At 60.1% G+C, this 16,387-nt stretch carries 15 protein-coding genes; 13 read left to right on the plus strand and 2 right to left on the minus strand.

Translation table 11 applies throughout. The features are described 5' to 3' along the window. Position 1: 1 nt before the first annotated feature. Genes HZ993_RS23065 through HZ993_RS23075 form a run of 3 tightly spaced genes read left to right on the plus strand, consistent with a single transcriptional unit; the run spans position 2 to position 3,148 of the window. Complete coding sequence (locus HZ993_RS23065; protein WP_245213742.1) at positions 2–913, plus strand: ion transporter; 912 nt, start codon at positions 2–4, stop codon at positions 911–913. Beyond that, entirely contained in the window at positions 906–1,943 is a 1,038-nt protein-coding gene (locus tag HZ993_RS23070; protein WP_209395027.1) for a methionine synthase, read from the plus strand. The genes HZ993_RS23065 and HZ993_RS23070 overlap by 8 nt, the downstream gene beginning before the upstream one ends. Beyond that, the gene (locus tag HZ993_RS23075) at positions 1,940–3,148 is read left to right on the plus strand and encodes a serine hydrolase (RefSeq protein ID WP_245213743.1); all 1,209 of its coding nucleotides are present in this window, start codon (positions 1,940–1,942) and stop codon (positions 3,146–3,148) included. The genes HZ993_RS23070 and HZ993_RS23075 overlap by 4 nt, the downstream gene beginning before the upstream one ends. Before the next feature lie 84 nt (positions 3,149–3,232). Here HZ993_RS23075 and HZ993_RS23080 read toward each other — a convergent pair whose 3' ends face one another. Then, positions 3,233–4,738 (minus strand): M20 family peptidase, encoded by a 1,506-nt coding sequence (locus HZ993_RS23080; RefSeq protein ID WP_209395028.1) that lies wholly within the window; start codon positions 4,736–4,738, stop codon positions 3,233–3,235. A 36-nt stretch (positions 4,739–4,774) separates the two neighbouring features. Here HZ993_RS23080 and HZ993_RS23085 point away from each other — a divergent pair, with 36 nt between their 5' ends. The 10 genes from HZ993_RS23085 (at position 4,775) to HZ993_RS23130 (ending at position 15,157) form a co-directional block, all read left to right on the plus strand. After that, on the plus strand, positions 4,775–5,407 hold the full coding sequence (locus tag HZ993_RS23085; RefSeq protein ID WP_209395029.1) for a Crp/Fnr family transcriptional regulator: 633 nt from the start codon (positions 4,775–4,777) through the stop codon (positions 5,405–5,407). Between the two features lie 129 nt (positions 5,408–5,536). Continuing rightward, positions 5,537–7,087 (plus strand): class I SAM-dependent DNA methyltransferase, encoded by a 1,551-nt coding sequence (locus HZ993_RS23090; protein ID WP_209395030.1) that lies wholly within the window; start codon positions 5,537–5,539, stop codon positions 7,085–7,087. A 5-nt stretch (positions 7,088–7,092) separates the two neighbouring features. After that, positions 7,093–8,238 carry a restriction endonuclease subunit S gene (locus HZ993_RS23095; RefSeq protein ID WP_209395031.1) on the plus strand — a complete coding sequence of 382 codons (1,146 nt, stop codon included), beginning with the start codon at positions 7,093–7,095 and terminating at the stop codon, positions 8,236–8,238. 5 nt (positions 8,239–8,243) lie between these two features. Further along, positions 8,244–8,939, plus strand: coding sequence for a DUF429 domain-containing protein (locus tag HZ993_RS23100; protein ID WP_209395032.1), 696 nt, complete (start codon positions 8,244–8,246; stop codon positions 8,937–8,939). Between the two features lie 134 nt (positions 8,940–9,073). After that, the gene (locus tag HZ993_RS23105; protein ID WP_209395033.1) at positions 9,074–10,360 is read left to right on the plus strand and encodes an ATP/GTP-binding protein; all 1,287 of its coding nucleotides are present in this window, start codon (positions 9,074–9,076) and stop codon (positions 10,358–10,360) included. Next, positions 10,350–10,658, plus strand: a complete 309-nt coding sequence (locus tag HZ993_RS23110) for a hypothetical protein (RefSeq protein ID WP_209395034.1) — start codon at positions 10,350–10,352, stop codon at positions 10,656–10,658. Before HZ993_RS23105 ends, HZ993_RS23110 begins: the two co-directional genes overlap by 11 nt. A gap of 94 nt (positions 10,659–10,752) precedes the next feature. Continuing rightward, a complete protein-coding gene (locus HZ993_RS23115; RefSeq protein WP_209395035.1) occupies positions 10,753–11,010 on the plus strand; it encodes a hypothetical protein in 258 nt (85 codons plus the stop codon). Continuing rightward, entirely contained in the window at positions 11,007–11,297 is a 291-nt protein-coding gene (locus HZ993_RS23120; protein ID WP_209395036.1) for a type II toxin-antitoxin system RelE/ParE family toxin, read from the plus strand. The genes HZ993_RS23115 and HZ993_RS23120 overlap by 4 nt, the downstream gene beginning before the upstream one ends. 34 nt (positions 11,298–11,331) lie before the next feature. Beyond that, complete coding sequence (locus HZ993_RS23125; RefSeq protein WP_209395037.1) at positions 11,332–11,622, plus strand: nucleotidyltransferase family protein; 291 nt, start codon at positions 11,332–11,334, stop codon at positions 11,620–11,622. An 88-nt stretch (positions 11,623–11,710) separates the two neighbouring features. Further along, entirely contained in the window at positions 11,711–15,157 is a 3,447-nt protein-coding gene (locus HZ993_RS23130) for a DEAD/DEAH box helicase family protein (protein WP_209395038.1), read from the plus strand. Positions 15,158–15,248: 91 nt separating this feature from the next. Here the strand turns inward: HZ993_RS23130 and HZ993_RS23135 are convergent, their stop codons facing one another. Then, positions 15,249–16,289: an NADP-dependent oxidoreductase gene (locus HZ993_RS23135; protein ID WP_209395039.1), complete on the minus strand. Its 1,041-nt coding sequence runs from the start codon at positions 16,287–16,289 to the stop codon at positions 15,249–15,251. Between the last annotated feature and the right edge of the window lie 98 nt (positions 16,290–16,387).

The following is a 16,387-nucleotide window of genomic DNA, read 5'->3' on the forward strand; positions in this document are numbered from 1 at the left end:
TTTGGGTTCATTGGACGATTCGCTCGGCAGGCCTTTGACCGGTTGGCGCCTACGGCTCTACACCATCATTTTTGAGGCCGATACGCGGGCCGGGCGTTTGTTCGACCAATGGCTGATTGCAGTCATCCTGGCCAGTGTGGCGTTGGTGGTGCTGGACAGTGTGCAAACCTTCGGGTCCCGTTACGCACTGGCCTTTAATGTGCTGGAGTGGCTGTTCACCATTGCCTTTACGCTGGAGTATGTGGCCCGCCTGCTGTGTGTGCGCCACCCCACGCGGTATGCGCTGAGCTTTTATGGCCTGATCGACCTGGCAGCCCTGCTGCCTACCTATGTCGCCCTGCTGGTGCCCGAGGTGCATGCGCTGATCGATGTGCGCGTGTTGCGCCTGCTGCGGGTGTTCCGGGTGTTCAAGCTCACGGCCTATGTGGTGGAGTTCCAGTCGCTGGGCGCTGCGCTGCGGGCCAGCCGCCGCAAGATACTGGTGTTTCTGTCGGCCGTGCTGATGATTGTGCTGGTCATGGGCACGCTGATGTATGTGGTGGAGGGCCCCGCCAACGGCTTCTCCAACATCCCCACCTCGGTGTACTGGGCCATCACCACCATGACCACCGTGGGTTTTGGCGACATCACGCCCAAAACCGACCTGGGCCGCCTGATTGCCTCCTGCATGATGCTCTTGGGCTGGGGCACACTGGCCGTACCCACCGGCATCGTGACCGCCGAAATGACGGCCCGCCGTGCCGCGGAGCCCACGACCACCCGCACCTGCCACGAATGCCTGACCGAAGGGCATTTGCCCCAGGCCAACTACTGTTTGCATTGCGGCGCAAAATTGCCCGACTACCAGTACGAGCCCGTTTCCGCGGCTGTGTCCACCAGGCCAGCTTCTTCCTCAGGAGATTCCCATGTTTGAAACCGCCATCGCCGGCAGCCTGCCCAAACCTTCGTGGTTGTCCGAAACCGAAAAACTCTGGCCGCAGTGGAAGCTGGCTGGCCCCGATCTGCAACAGGCCAAGGCCGATGCCACGCTCTTGTGGATCAAGGCCCAGGAAGACGCGGGCCTGGACATCGTGGGTGACGGCGAACAAAGCCGCCAGCACTTTGTGCACGGCTTTCTGGAGCAGGTGGAGGGCATTGACTTTGAGCACAAGGTCACGATGGGCATACGCAACAACCGCTACGACGCCCAGGTGCCCCAGGTGATTGCCGAGCTGCGCCTCAAGGGCCGGGTCCACGCCTTCGAGGCCCAACTGGCCCGCGCCCATACCAAGAAGAAACTCAAGTTCACCATGCCCGGCCCGCTGACCATTGTGGACACCGTGGCCGACCGTTTTTATGGCGACAAACGCAAGATGGCCTTCGCCTTTGCCGAGCTGCTCAACCAGGAAGCCCTGGCCCTGCAGGCCGATGGGGTAGACATCCTTCAGTTCGACGAACCGGCCTTTAATGTTTATATGAAGGACGCTGCCGAATGGGGCGTCAAAGCTTTGGAGATTGCCGCGCGCGGCCTGACCTGCACAACAGCCGTCCACATTTGTTACGGCTACGGTATCAAGGCCAACAATGACTGGAAGGAAACCCTGGGCCAGGAGTGGCGCCAATACGCCGATATCTTTCCGGCGCTGGCGGCCAGCAGCATCCAACAGGTCAGCCTGGAGTGTTACCACTCCCATGTGCCACCCGACCTGATGGCCCTGCTGAAAGACAAGGACGTGATGGTCGGCGTCATCGACGTGGCCAGCGACGTGGTTGAAACGCCCGAGCAGGTGGCCGACACCATTGGTGTGGCACTGCAACACCTGCCGCGCAACCGTATCTTCCCTTGCACCAACTGTGGCCTGGCGCCCATGAGCCGCGGGGTGGCAGTCAAGAAGCTGGAGGCGCTCGCCCAGGGGGCGGCACTGGCCCGCCAGCGGTATGGTCAACCAGGAGCCGGTGTTTGATACCAACGGATAAACAACTGCCGCTGGGATCGGCCAAAGACCTGGGTTTTTGCCCGCAACGTGTGCGCCATCTGGTCGAGACCCTGCAGGCCGAGGTGGCCAAGGCCCGCCTGCCCGGCGCGGTGGCCCTGATCGCCCGACACGGCCAGGTGCTGCTGCACCAAAACGTGGGCCAGCAAGACCCGGCCCACGGCGTGCCGATGGAGCTGGATTCCATCTTCCGTATCTACTCCATGACCAAGCCCATCGTCTCGGTGGCGGCGATGCAGTTGATGGAGCGCGGGCTATTGTTGTTGAGCGACCCCGTGGCCAAATACCTGCCGGAGTTTGCCGACATCCAGGTCAGCACCGTGGTGAACGGCCAGGCCCAGCAGAAGCGCCCCAAGACGGAGCCCACCGTGCAAGACTTGCTGCGCCACACGGCCGGGCTGACCTATGAGATTCTGGGCAGTGAGCCCATACAACGCCAATACGCCCAGGCACGACTGGCATCACGCACACGCAGCAACCGTGAATTTTCCAAAGCCCTGGCGGCGCTGCCGCTGATGTTTGAACCCGGCACAGTGTGGGAATACAGCCGTGCTACCGACCTGCTGGGCGCGCTGGTGGAGGTGGTCAGCGGCCAGACGCTGGGCGCTTTTCTGCACGACAACATCCTGGGCCCGCTGGGCATGGTGGACACATCTTTTGTGGTGCCGCCGGACAAGTACCACCGCATCGCCGAACCCTTTGCCATAGACCCCGACGGCGGCATCGCTCCGCGCCTGATCGACCTGCGCCAGAACGCCGCCATGGAGGCCGGTGGCGCCGGCCTGGCATCCACGTCCGCCGACTACGCGCGGTTTTTGCAATGTCTGCTCAACGGCGGGGAACTGGACGGCAAGCGTATCCTCAGCACCGCCACCGTGCGGTATATGACGGCCGACCATTTGGGAAACATTGGTGTGCACCGGGCCGGACGTTCAGGTGAGTTGCTGCCGCCCGGCCACGGCTTCGGCCTGGGATTTGCCGTGCGACTGGAGGAGGGCGTGGCCGCACAGGCCGGCTCCAAGGGCCTGTACTTCTGGGGCGGCATAGCAGGCACTACCTTTTTTGTGGACCCGGCCAAAGACTTCTTTGCGCTGATGATGCTGCAGGCGCCCAACCAGCGGGACTATTACCGGCCTTTGTTCCGCAACCTGGTGTATGCGGCCCTGCTGGAATAACTTTAAGCCAAATCGGCCTCTAGCCCCCGTTCAATATAACAGTATTGCTATGCTAAACATAGCAAATGGGTAACCACAAGGCACTCACTTTGTATACCCAAGGTCTGCCACATTGATAAGCAGGCGCTGGTAGAAGTGGATCATCTCCGCGTAGTTGGCCACCGACACCCGCTCGTCGGTGCCGTGGAAACGTGCCAGGTCCTGGCTCTGCGCGCGCACAGGCGAGAAGCGGTAGATGTTGTCCGTCAGATCCTCCATGTAACGCGAGTCGGTTGCGCCCAGCATCAGGCCGGGGGCGACCACCGCGGTGGGAAACACCTCGCGGATGCTGCGGTTGAGGGCGCGGTAAGCGGCCGAGTCGGTGCGGGAGACGGGTGAGGCTTCCCAGCCCTTGCCCGAGACCTTGATTGCAGTGTCGGCAATGGCGTGTTCGGCATGGCGGGTCACCGCCTGTTGGGTGTCGCCCGGCAACAGGCGGAAATTGACCCAAGCATCGGCCTGGCCGGGCAAGACCTGTTCCTTGTTGCCGGCGTGCACCACAGTGGGTGCGGTAGTGGTGCGCAGCATGGCGTGGGCGCTGGGTTTGCGTTCCAGCTGCCAGCGCACCAGGGGCTCAAACAGCCACAGGTTGCTCAGCAACACGCGGTTGATGCCGCTGAACTCGGGCGCCACGGTGGCGAACATCTGCGCCGCCGCATCGCGGATCTTGGCGGGCATTTGTTGCTGCTCCAGCCGGGTAATAGCGGCCGCCAGGCTGCCAATCGCCGTGCGTTCGTGTGGCATGGACGAATGCCCCGGCGCCGCATGGGCATGCAGCTCCAGCGTCATATAACCCTTCTCGGCAATACCCACCAGCGCCACCGGGCTGTCCAGCCCCTGCATCATGCCCTGGGTGACCAGCAGCCCCTCGTTCAGCACAAAGTCCAGCTTGACGCCGCGCCCACGCAGCAGCGCGGCGATGGCGCGGGCCCCGTCTTCGCCACTGCGCGTACCGGCCTCCTCGTCGTGGCCAAAGGCCAGGTAGACGGTTTGCCGGGGTTGCACGCCCCGGCTGGCCATCGCCTCCACCGCTTCCAGCATGGCCATCAGATTGCCTTTGTCGTCCCAGGCGCCGCGGCCCCAGATAAAGCCGTCTTGCACCACGCCGCCAAAGGGTGGGTGTTGCCAGTTTTTTTCGGTACCGGGGGCAATCGGCACCACGTCCTGGTGCGCCATCAGCAGCACCGCCTTGGCGGTAGGGTCACTGCCCGGCCAGGTGTAGAGCAGGCTGTGCTGGTTGACGACTTCGCGCTGGAGCACCCGGTGTGTGGCAGGAAACTGCTGCGCCAGGTAGGCATGGAACTGCAAAAATTCCGCCGCGCTGTTCTGTGCGGGTGTTTCGTAGGTGATGGTGGGTATACGCACCGCACCGGCCAGGCGCTGGGCGGCGGCTGCCGTGTCCAGTGCCGGGGTCGCGACCGGCGCGACCTGCAGTTGGCGTGAGCCGTGCCGCGCGGTGTTGAGCAACAGCAGGGCGGCCAGCAGCACCAGGCTGGTGGTGGCGATGAGCAGGGATTTGCGGATAACGGGGCGCACTATGATGCCTTTCATTCCAGAGAGGTAGAGGTTTCGAATGAGGCTATTTTTGTGAACACGCCCACGGCGCGCATTAACCCAGGTTCAAACCGTGCAGAAAGTCCGGCACTGGCCAGTTGCTCGGCCTGCACGCCCGATCTGGACAGCCTGTTTGCCCACACACCCGGGCTGGCCACAGCCTGGAACCGCTTGCCGCGCCGCCCGTTGCGCAAAGGTGAACACCTTCTGCAACTGGGCCAGCCGGTCAGCAGCATGTGGCGTGTGGAGCAGGGCTTGTTGCGCATGTACTACCAAAGCGCCCAGGGCACCGAACGCAACCGATCCTTCCACGCCGAGGGCCATTGGCTGGGTGCCGGTGCACCGCCGGTAGCCACGGACAGCCCCTACGCCATCGAGGCGCTGGAAGACAGTCTGTTGGCCGAAGTGCCCTATACGCTGCTGCAAGACCTTATGGCCCAGTACCCCACCGTGCGTGGCACCCTGCAAGACACCTTGGATGGCATCTTCGCGCGGCAGAACCAGCGTTTGTCCGAGTTGCTGCTGCTCGATGCGGCTGAGCGTTACCAGGCCTTTTTGGATTTGTACGGCGACATGGCAGACCGCCTGCGCCTGCACCATGTGGCGAGTTACCTGGGGATCACCAATGTGGCGCTGTCGCGGATTCGGCGCAGGGGCAGGGGGTAGTTGGTCAAAAGTGCCTCTAGCCCCTGTGGAATATAGGTGAGTAGCTATTAAATTGATAGTTTTCTTTGGGTCAATGGCTATCGGCTATCCTCGTGCCCTGCCTTACCACCCCTGTTCCTCCCATTCCCCATGCTCACCGGCGACCTCAAAAGCAAAATCGACCAGATCTGGAACGCCTTCTGGTCCGGCGGCATCGCCAACCCCATTGAGGTGATTGAGCAAATCACCTACCTGCTTTTTCTGCGCCGCCTGGATGACCTGCACACCCTGGAAGAAAACAAGGCCAACCGGCTGAAGAAGCCCATGGAGCGCCGCATCTTCCCCGAAGGGGTTGACGTACGTGGTCGAGGGTTTGAATCCCTCCGTTGGAGCCGCTTCAAGAATGAATCGCCCAGCGAAATGTTTGCCATCGTTGGCGACCATGTCTTCCCCTTCCTGCGAACCCTGGGTAGCGACGACTCCACCTACGCCCACCATATGAAGGACGCCCGCTTCACCATCCCCACGCCCGCGCTGCTGGCCAAGGTGGTGGACCTGCTGGACGCCGTGCCCATGGAAGACCGCGACACCAAGGGCGACCTCTACGAATACATGCTGGGCAAGATCGCCAGCGCCGGGCAAAACGGCCAGTTCCGCACCCCGCGCCACATCATCCAACTGATGGTTGAAATGACCGCCCCCACACCCACCGACACCATTTGCGACCCAGCCAGTGGCACATGCGGTTTCTTGGTGGCGGCGGGCGAATACCTGCGCGAGCAACACGCCAGCCTGTTCCACGACGCCAAGCTCAACAAACACTTCAACCAAGCCATGTTCCATGGCTACGACTTTGACAACACCATGCTGCGCATTGGCAGCATGAACATGATGTTGCACGGCGTGGACAACCCCGCCATCACCTACCGTGATTCGCTGGGTCAGGAGCACGGTGCAGAAGAGGGCCGCTACAGCCTGGTGCTGGCCAATCCGCCCTTTGCCGGCAGCCTGGACTACGAGAACGTCGCCAAGGACTTGCTGCAGACCGTCAAGACCAAGAAGACCGAGCTGCTGTTTCTGGCCCTGTTCCTGCGCCTGCTCAAACCCGGTGGCCGCGCCGCTGTCATCGTGCCGGATGGCGTGTTGTTTGGCAGCAGCAAGGCCCACAAAGAACTGCGCCGCATGCTGGTGGAAGACCAAAAGCTGGACGGCATCGTCAGCCTTCCCGGCGGCGTTTTCAAGCCCTACGCGGGTGTGAGCACTGCCATCCTGTTCTTCACCAAAACCAACAGCGGCGGCACGGACAACGTCTGGTTCTACGACATGCAGGCCGACGGCTACAGCCTGGACGATAAGCGCCAGCCACTCTTGCCTGAGCATCTTTTAGGCCTCCAGCGCCCGTCGAATTTGCGCGAGCAGCTATCAAAAGAAGAGCACACCAAGAACAACCTGCCCGACGTGCTGGCCCGCTGGGCAGAGCGCGAAGGCGCGGAGCGCCAACGCAGCCGCACCGAGCAAAGCTTCTGCGTGCCCAAAGCCGACATCGCCGCCAACGGCTACGACCTGAGCATCAACCGCTACAAGGAAGTGGTGCACGCGCAAGTGCAGCACCGCGCCCCATCGGAAATCTTGGCCGAACTGGCCAAGTTGGAGGATGAGATTGCGGTGGGGATGAAGGTGCTGGAGGGGATGTTGAAGTGAGGGCGTTGAATAGCAGCGCTCGACTCTCTGATGTTTGCCGTTTCCAGAACGGCGGAACACCCAGCAAAGGTATTGAGCGCTATTTCACTGGCGACATACCGTGGATTACCGGTGCGGACTTGGTTGGACAAATTGCTCTTCAAGCTCGCAGCTTCATTACCGAAGAGGCAATTGCGTCTTCGGCGACCAATCAAGTCCCAGCCGGAACAGTGTTGCTCGTTACGCGTACCAGCGTTGGCAAAGTTGCAATTGCAGGCATGAGCTTGTGCTTTAGCCAAGACATCACAGCACTGACACCAGACGCAAAGAAGTTGAGCGCTGAGTATCTCGTCCACTTCTTGCGTACCAAACAAGACCATTTCACCAAGCATGCGCGCGGAGCGACGATCCAAGGCATTACGCGGGAGGTTGTCGCTGATCTTGAGATTCCGCTGCCCTCGTTGGAAGAGCAACGCCGCATCGCCGACATCCTGGGCCAGGCCGAAACCCTCCGAACCCAACGCGGCCAAGCCCTGGCCCACCTCGACACCCTCACCCAGTCCCTCTTTCTCGATATGTTTGGCGACCCTCGCAGCAATTCGAAGGGGTGGCGTGAGGCCCCGGTTGGTGCGCTAACGGATTGCATCGTGCCTGGGCGAGATAAGCCCAAGTCTTTCAGTGGAGGAATCCCTTGGATCACGACCGCCAACTTGGTCCACATGGGCGCAACGTTGCCACTGGCGGACGCCTTGGGATTGAGTCAAGCGGAGATCGACGAAGTTCGTGCCAAGGTCATTCCTGCAGACAGCGTGATCATCAGTTGCGTTGGCGATTTAGGTGTTGTTTCCCTTGCGGGCGTTCCGATGGTGATCAATCAGCAATTGCACTCATTTCAGTGTGGCGCTGAGTTGAACAATTTGTTCTTGATGCACTCGTTGTCGTTCCAGAAAGCCTTCATGCTTGCAAAGGCATCTTCAACGACCTTGCCGTACATGAATAAGTCGGTTTGCAACAGCATTCCAGTGCTGGTGCCCCCACTCGCTCTCCAACAAACCTTCGCCACCCGCATCCAAGCCATCGAAGCCCTCAAAGTCACCCACCGCACCGCCCTGGCCCAGCTAGACGCCCTGTTCGCCTCGCTGCAGCAGCGTGCGTTTGCGGGGGAGTTGTAGTCCCCATGCCTCCTTCCGACCGCCATTTCGTTGTGGGCTATGACCCTGGCGGCAATGGTCGGCACGGGTTGGCGGTTCTACAGGTTCAGCAGCAACAGGGGCTTTGGGTGGCGTCGCACACCGTCGCGGTCCAGGCCTTGCCTGACGTGCATGCAGTCATCGCGTGCGCAGAGGCCTGCATAGGCACGGGTGCGCTGGTAGCCACAGGTGTGGACACGCTCACGGCCTGGAGTGGCGGTCGGTCGGGCTGGCGGCAGGCCGACCGGTGGCTGCGCGAGCGCTACCCTACCGTGAAGAACAGTGTGGCCAGCCCCAACTCACTGTTTGGCTCCATGAGCATTGGTGGCGGCTTGCTGTTGCATTGGCTAAGCCAGCGGCAAGACCAAGGCGGCGTCGTCACCGAGGCGCACCCCAAGGTTTGCTACTACGCCCTGCGCCAAGAGCTGCACCCGTGGGCCAAACATGCCGAGCCCGGCCAGCGCGCCGATAGTTGGCGCTGGCTGTTGCAGGAATTGGGGCTTGACCTGCCCGGCGAGGCGCTTGCCGAGGAAGCTGACCATGGCTTTGACGCCCTGATGGGTTGCCTAGCCGCGCTGCGCGGGCTCAACGGCCAATGGACACTCGATTTGCACGAGGCCGGGCGGGCCACTGAAGTACATCCGTTTGGCTGGAGTCACTATTGGTGGCCGATTGAGCGCTAACTCAATTTTCCACCACGTGTCGAGGCGTCGCCTGGTTGCCGCAACCTGCGCTTGCAAGAGTGTTGTGGATTGAAATAGATATGGTTTTTTGCGTAAACTATGCAAAAAATGGCTTGAAGGTGTAGTATTGCGCCATGCTTATCGAATTTTCGGTCACCAATTACCGGTCCATCTTGGAGCGCCAGACGCTCAATATGGCTGCGTCCAGCTATTTCAAAGAGCTGGAGTCGCTCAACACCTTTATCCCGGACCAAGACGATGGTGTACCCCGTTTGTTGCGATCCACAGTGTTATATGGCCCAAACGCGTCCGGCAAAAGTACGCTGATTCAGGCGCTGCAATTTGTTGAAGGACAGGTGCTCAATTCCCAAAAGGAAAGCCAAGCGGGCGATGCCATTGACGTGGTGCCATTCAAGCTGACGGCAGCGTCACGTGCTGCGGACAGCGAGTTTGAAGTGACCTTTGTGGAGCAGGGTGTTCGCTACGAATACGGTTTTTGCTGCAATCGCGAGCGCTTCACTGAAGAGTGGCTCATTGCCTATCCGCTAGGCCGCGCGCAAAAGTGGTTTCACCGGGTCTTCGATACAGAAGCGGGCAAAGACGCCTACAAATTCAGCACCTCATTTCTGGGTGGGAAGACGCGTCACGGACTCTGGAAGGAACAAACCCGCCCGAATGCCTTGTTCTTTTCAACTGCGATCCAACTGAATAACGAACAGCTAAAGCCCGCCTTTGATTGGTTCAAGTTGCGTTTGCGTGTGTTCGACTCTGTACGTGGCTTCAGCCCTGGCTACACCATGCAGCGCTGTGGTAAGGACGAAGATCGCAAGCGGGTAGTTGCGTTCATGAATTCGGCAGACCTGTCAATTGCGGATATTCAGCTGAAAGAAACGGTGTTTTCGGCAGACTCTTTGCCGAAGGGCATGCCGGCAGCTATCAGAGAAGAGTTTTTGAAGGACATGACTGGCAAGAAATTTCTTGAGCCGCGTTTCTTTCACAAAGACGTCAACACTGCGGAAACAGTGGAGTTTGACGAGTCAGAAGAGTCAGATGGCACCCGCGCGCTGTTTGCATTTGCGGGCCCGTGGTTGGATGTGATCGAAAACGAACGGGTGTTGGTGGTCGATGAATTGGATACCAGCTTGCACCCTTTGCTGGTGCATCACCTTGTGAAGCGGCTGCACCACGAGGGTACCAAGGCTCAGCTCATTTTTACGACACACGACACCACGCTGCTCAGCCAAAAGCTGCTGCGCCGTGACCAAGTGTGGTTCATGGAGAAAGACGACAAGAGCGCAACGCGCCTGTACCCACTGTCTGATTTCAGTCCACGGGACAACGAAGCCATTGAGCGCGGCTATCTAAACGGGCGCTACGGCGGGATTCCGTTTTTGAAGGACCTGGACTTCTATGGGGTCTGAGGACCTGTTTCATAAACGCAAGGCGCGTGCTGGTGCGGAGCTGCAACGACAAAAGCGCGAACGTGCGCGTAACAAGCGTTACTTGATCGTCTGCGAGGGGACGAAAACTGAGCCCCATTACCTACGCGAGTTGTTGGATGACTTGGGCATCCGCCCGCAGGTGGTCCGCATTGCCCCCAACGATGGAGTTTCACCAGACCGCGTGGTAGCGCATGCGGTGGCGCTTTATGAAGACGATGCAGCGGCTGGCGACGCATATGACATCGCCGCAGCGGCGGGTGTCTGCGGAGGCGTGTGATTTCTTCGCGCTACTGTGGACAATGCCAAGGCAACCAGTGGAAAATGCCCTAAGCGCAAGAAATTTTTTATGAATTCTCAAGGGACGCACCCGTATGACTGCAGAAATTCAATTGCCCAAGGTTACCCAGACTCGCATTGCCCGTTTGGCGCAAGCAGCAGGGCGCAGTCCTGCCGCAACATTGCGCTTTGTACTGCGCGATGGCTTTGATGCGGTAGAGCGCAGTATTCAGGAGAATGCCGCTGCCGATGAAGAGTTTGCCGCCGGTGCCACCACATCCCATGCGGATGTGATGGCTGATGCACAAAAGCTGGTTCGTCAGGCCAAACGTAGCTCCCGCGCCGCTGCATGACGTTGGCTATCGTCTGGTCGGCGCAGGCTCGCCGCCAGTTCCTTACCAGCCTTTCTCATATTGCCAGTGAAGACCCCTTGGCAGCAGAACTGGTTTTTAAGCGGGTAGAAAAATCGCTCCACACCTTGGGTGAATTCTCTGAAATGGGCACGACGTCGCCTGTCTCTGGTGTTCGCAGCTACCCGGTGCCCAAAACGGGGCACAGTTTTGACTATCGGGTTGTAAAGGGTGAAATTCGCATTCAGCGCTGGTATCGACAGAGGCAGCAATCGCTCGGTCAGTTGTGATACAAAGTTCGTTCCGAACACTCCATACAACGCCATGCGTCCGTCCATAGCACTGCAAACTCACCGCGACGCAATCCTCGCCATTGCCTTGCGCCACCGGGTAACCAATGTGCGCGTGTTCGGTTCCGTGGTGCATGGTGATGACGTCGAGGGCAGCGATTTGGACATCTTGGTAGAGCCCACTGCAGACACCACCATGATGGACATTGCCAAAATCCAATTTGAACTGGGGCAGCTACTCAGCGTTGCGGTGGATGTGCTCACGCCCAAGGGCTTGCCCGCAAAGTTCCGTTCTCAAGTGATCGCTGAGGCGCAGCCACTGTGACATGCGTCAGAAAAATTGACCCCATGAGGTCATTTCTACTGCTTTCACTGGAAAACCATCGATTTTTGACCCTATGGGGTCAAAAATAATGACGTCCAATTTCTCATTTCTGCAAGCCGAGTGGCCCGCCTTGTTTGCCGAGGCGGTCAAGGCCGAACAATCCGCACTGGCAGACCCGCGCACTGCCTGCTTCTACGCCCGGCGCACACTAGAGTTGGCGGTGGCGTGGTTGTTCCAGGCCGAAGGTGGTCGCAGCGGCAAGCTGCAATTGCCCTATAAGCCCGACCTGTCGGCCTGTCTGTTTGAGCCCAGTTTCAAGGCCTTGGTTGGTCCCGGCCTGCACGCCAAGATGGATGTGATCCGCAAGCAGGGCAACAACGCCGTGCACAGCGCACGCCCCATCACTGCGCAAGACGCTATAGCAGTGCTGCGCGAGCTGTTTCAGGCGGGGTTTTGGCTGGCGCGCAACTATGGCCGCAACGTGGCGGTGCGGCCAGACCCGGCTTTGCAGTTCCGGGCAGATTGGTTGCCACGCCCGGCGGCGGACCCCGCCACTCTGCAAGCAAGTACGCAGGCCACCCAGGCCGCGTTGCAAAAGCTGGCAGACGAACTGGCCACGCGCGATGCGGCATTGGCCACCGCGCAGCAGAAGACGGCAGCACTGGATGCCGAACTGGCCCAGTTGCGTGCAGAAGTGGCCGCCGCCAAATCCATCAACATCACGACGCCCGACACGCACGATTACAACGAAACCGAAACGCGCGATCTGTACATCGACCTGCTGCTAAAGGAAGCAGGCTGGAAGCTGGACCAGCCGCGTGACCGCGAGTTTGAAGTGCAGGGCATGCCGAACAACGAAGGCAAAGGCTTTGTGGACTACGTGCTGTGGGGCGACGATGGCAAGCCCCTGGCCGTGGTGGAGGCCAAGCGCACCGGGCGCGATGCACGCGTGGGCCAGCAGCAGGCCAAGCTGTATGCCGATTGTCTGCAACAGCAGTTCGACCAACGGCCCTTGATCTACACCACCAATGGTTACGAGCATTGGTTTTGGGATGACGCCACGTATCCGCCACGGCCAGTGCAGGGCTTTCATAAGAAAGACGAACTGCAACTGCTGATACAGCGCCGCACCTCTACCAAGCCCTTGGCTGCAACCACGGTCAATGGCGAAATTGTGGAGCGGCACTACCAGTTGCGCGCCATTCGCCGCATTGGAGAAACATTCGAGAAAGACCGCCAGCGCAAAGCCCTGGTGGTCATGGCCACCGGCGCAGGCAAGACGCGCACGGTGATTGCGTTGGTGGATTTGTTGCAACGCGCCAATTGGGCCAAGCGGGTGCTGTTTCTGGCCGACCGTGTGGCGCTGGTCAACCAGGCGGCCAATGCTTTCAAGCTGCATTTGCCCGATGCGGCGGCAGTGAACCTGGTAACCGAGAAGACTACCGAAGGCCGGGTCTACGTCAGCACCTACCCCACGATGATGGGGTTGATCAACGAGACGGACGAGGGGCAGCGCCGCTTTGGCGTGGGGCACTTTGACTTGATCATCGTGGACGAGGCACACCGCTCCATCTACCAAAAATACAAAGCCATCTTTGCCTATTTTGATGCGTTGCTGGTGGGTTTGACGGCCACGCCCAAGGATGAGATTGACCGCAATACTTACGGTCTGTTTGGGCTGGAAGACGGCGTACCTACTGATGCTTATGGTCTGGAGGACGCCATTGCCGAGGGCTACCTGGTGCCACCGCGCGCCGTGTCGGTGCCGCTCAAGTTTCAGCGTGAAGGCATTCGTTACGCCGAACTGAGTGAAGCCGAGCGTGAGCAATGGGATACGCTGGATTGGGAAGAAGAAGGCCACGCCCCGGATGAGGTGGGCGCCGAGGCCGTCAACAAATGGCTGTTCAATGCCGACACCGTGGACAAGGTGTTGGAGCTGCTGATGACGCGCGGCCATAAGGTTGCGGGCGGTGATCGGCTTGGCAAAACCATCGTCTTTGCCAAGAACAATGCGCACGCAGAGTTCATTGCCGAGCGCTTCAACGACAACTATCCGCACTACGCAGGGCAGTTTGCCCGCCTCGTCACCTACCAGACCGAGTATGCACAGAGCTTGATCGACGACTTTTCGGTCAAAGACAAGGCACCGCACATCGCCGTTTCGGTGGACATGCTGGACACCGGCATTGATGTGCCTGAGGTCGTGAACCTGGTGTTCTTCAAGATCGTGCGGTCCAAGGCCAAGTTCTGGCAGATGGTGGGGCGTGGCACCCGCTTGTGCAAAAACCTGTTTGGGCCGGAGCAGGACAAACAAGAGTTTTTGATTTTTGATGTCTGCCAGAACCTGGAGTTTTTCAGCCAAAACCTGGAAGGCAGCAAGGGCGCCGTGGCGGAGCCGTTGAGCCAAAGGACGTTCAAGGCGCGGCTCGAATTGCTGGGCCTGTTGGACGAGCTGCTGCGCGCGGACGGCCAGTCTGCGGGTGAAGCCGTGCCCGACTACGGTTTGACCGAAGCAAGCATCCGTGCGGACACGGCCCATTTACTGCACGCGGTCGTGGCGGGCATGCGGCTGGATAACTTTGTCGTGCGTCCCCAGCGCCGTTGGGTCGAAACCTGGAGCCAAGCCAGCTCGTGGCACACCGTGTCGGGCGAACAGTTGTCAGACCTGGCGACCCATGTATCGGGTCTGCCCAGTGCGGTGCGGGATGACGATGAAGAAGCCAAGCGCTTTGATTTGTTGATGTTGCGCACGCAGTTGGGCTGCTTGCGAAGCGATTTGGGCTATGCGCGCCTGCGCGAACAGGTGCGCAGCCTGGCCGACGGACTGAGCGAGTTGGGCAGCATCCCAGACGTGAAGAAGCATATGGTGCTGATCGAAGCCGTGGCTGGTGAGGAGTGGTGGGAGGATGTGACGGTGCCCATGCTGGAGCAAGCCCGGCGACATTTGCGCGGTTTGATCAAGTTGCTGGAGAAGATGCGGCGCAAGGTGATCTACACCGATTTGGAAGACCACATTGGCGAAACGACCGAAATTGAACTGCCGCTGGGCGGTAGCGCCGGGGATTTCGAGCGCTTCAGACTCAAGGCACGCGTCTACCTGCGCGCCCATGAAAACCACATCACGCTGCACAAACTACGTCGCAACCAGCCTCTGACAGCGGCCGACCTTGCGGAGCTGGGTCGTTTACTGGTGGAGAGTGGAACCGGCACTGCGGACGATGTGCAGCGTGCGGGTGAAGAAGCCCATGGCCTGGGCCTGTTTGTGCGTTCACTGGTGGGGCTGGACCGTGATGCCGCTACCCAGGCGCTGAACGGCTTTGTAAGCGGCAAAACGCTGACGGCCAACCAATTGGAATTTGTGGGGCTGATCGTTACCCACCTGACACAGCGCGGTCTGATGGAGGCGGCGCTGCTCTACGAGCCTCCATTCACGAATTTCGCGCCACACGGACCGGACGGGTTGTTCACGTCGGCCCAGGTGGACGAACTGTTTGGCGTGCTGGAGCAGGTCCGCGCCTCAGCGCTGGCAGCCTAATGGTCATTTAGGCCTATAGCCCCCGTAGAGTATGACTGAGGCGCTACAAAAAATGTAGCGCTCTTTGCGTACTCCACGTGCAAACAAAAACTCAGTCCTTCGCCACTTCCAGCACCAGCTTGCCAAAGTTCTCACCATTAAACAGCTTGAGCAGCGTGTCGGGGAAGGTCTGAAGACCCACCACAACATCTTCCTTGCTTTTCATTTTGCCTTCGCGGATGTAGCCCGCCATCTCGGCCACGGCCAGGTGGTAACGATCAGCGTAGTCGAACACCACGATGCCTTCCATGCGGGCGCGGTTCACCAGCAGGCTCAGGTAGTTCTTGGGGCCCTGCACGGCGGTGGTGTTGTTGTATTGGCTGATGGCGCCGCAGATGATGATGCGTGCGCCGCGGGTGATCTTGGCCAGCACATCGTCCAGAATCTCGCCGCCCACGTTGTCGAAGTAGATGTCCACGCCCTTGGGGCAGTGTTCCTTCAGGCCCGCGCGCACGGCGCCGGGGCCAGCCTTGTAGTCGATGCAGGCATCAAAGCCCAGCTCCTTCACCACCCAGTCGCACTTGGCGGCGCCACCGGCAATGCCGACCACGCGGCAACCCTTGAGCTTGGCGATCTGGCCCACGGTCTGGCCAACGGCACCTGCCGCGCCAGAGACGACCACGGTCTCACCCGCCTTGGGCATGCCCACATCCATCAGGCCGAAGTAGCCTGTCATGCCGGGCATGCCCAGCACGTTGAGCCACTGGGTCACAGTACCGGCGCGTTGGTCGATCTTGAAGATGCCGTTGCGCTTGAATTCATCGGCGGTGAGCGTCACATATTCCTGCACACCCAGGGTGGCGCTGACCAAATCGCCCACGGCGAACTTGTCGCTTTTGGACGCAATCACTTTGCCCACGCCACCGGCGCGCATGACTTCACCAATGCCCACGGGAGGGATGTAGCTCTTGCCTTCGTTCATCCAGCCGCGCATGGCCGGGTCCAGCGACAGGGCCAGGGTTTTGATAACGATGCCGCCGTCGGCTGGCTCGGTTACCGCCTCGGTGGTGTGGCTCCAGTCGGTCGCCTTGGGCATGCCCACGGGGCGGGCGGCCAGGCGGATTTGGTGGTTGGTGAGGTTGGCGAGTGACATGCTTTGATCTCCGCAGAAGGGGGCAAAAACAGGGGGCGACCGGCAAGCGGATCGCGTAGGAGGCGGATGGTAGCCCGGCTTGTGCGCCAAACGCGTTG

Origin of the sequence: Rhodoferax sp. AJA081-3 (assembly GCF_017798165.1) — a bacterium.
GTDB lineage: Bacteria > Pseudomonadota > Gammaproteobacteria > Burkholderiales > Burkholderiaceae_C > Allorhodoferax.

Excerpts from the sequence above, each read along its gene's own strand:
- HZ993_RS23070 (WP_209395027.1), top strand. The coding sequence starts at position 906 with ATGTTTGAAACCGCCATCGCCGGCAGCCTGCCCAAACCTTCGTGGTTG.
- HZ993_RS23080 (WP_209395028.1), bottom strand. The coding sequence starts at position 4,738 with ATGAAAGGCATCATAGTGCGCCCCGTTATCCGCAAATCCCTGCTCATC.
- HZ993_RS23090 (WP_209395030.1), top strand. The coding sequence starts at position 5,537 with ATGCTCACCGGCGACCTCAAAAGCAAAATCGACCAGATCTGGAACGCC.
- HZ993_RS23100 (WP_209395032.1), top strand. The coding sequence starts at position 8,244 with ATGCCTCCTTCCGACCGCCATTTCGTTGTGGGCTATGACCCTGGCGGC.
- HZ993_RS23105 (WP_209395033.1), top strand. The coding sequence starts at position 9,074 with ATGCTTATCGAATTTTCGGTCACCAATTACCGGTCCATCTTGGAGCGC.
- HZ993_RS23110 (WP_209395034.1), top strand. The coding sequence starts at position 10,350 with ATGGGGTCTGAGGACCTGTTTCATAAACGCAAGGCGCGTGCTGGTGCG.
- HZ993_RS23115 (WP_209395035.1), top strand. The coding sequence starts at position 10,753 with ATGACTGCAGAAATTCAATTGCCCAAGGTTACCCAGACTCGCATTGCC.
- HZ993_RS23120 (WP_209395036.1), top strand. The coding sequence starts at position 11,007 with ATGACGTTGGCTATCGTCTGGTCGGCGCAGGCTCGCCGCCAGTTCCTT.
- HZ993_RS23125 (WP_209395037.1), top strand. The coding sequence starts at position 11,332 with ATGCGTCCGTCCATAGCACTGCAAACTCACCGCGACGCAATCCTCGCC.
- HZ993_RS23130 (WP_209395038.1), top strand. The coding sequence starts at position 11,711 with ATGACGTCCAATTTCTCATTTCTGCAAGCCGAGTGGCCCGCCTTGTTT.
- HZ993_RS23135 (WP_209395039.1), bottom strand. The coding sequence starts at position 16,289 with ATGTCACTCGCCAACCTCACCAACCACCAAATCCGCCTGGCCGCCCGC.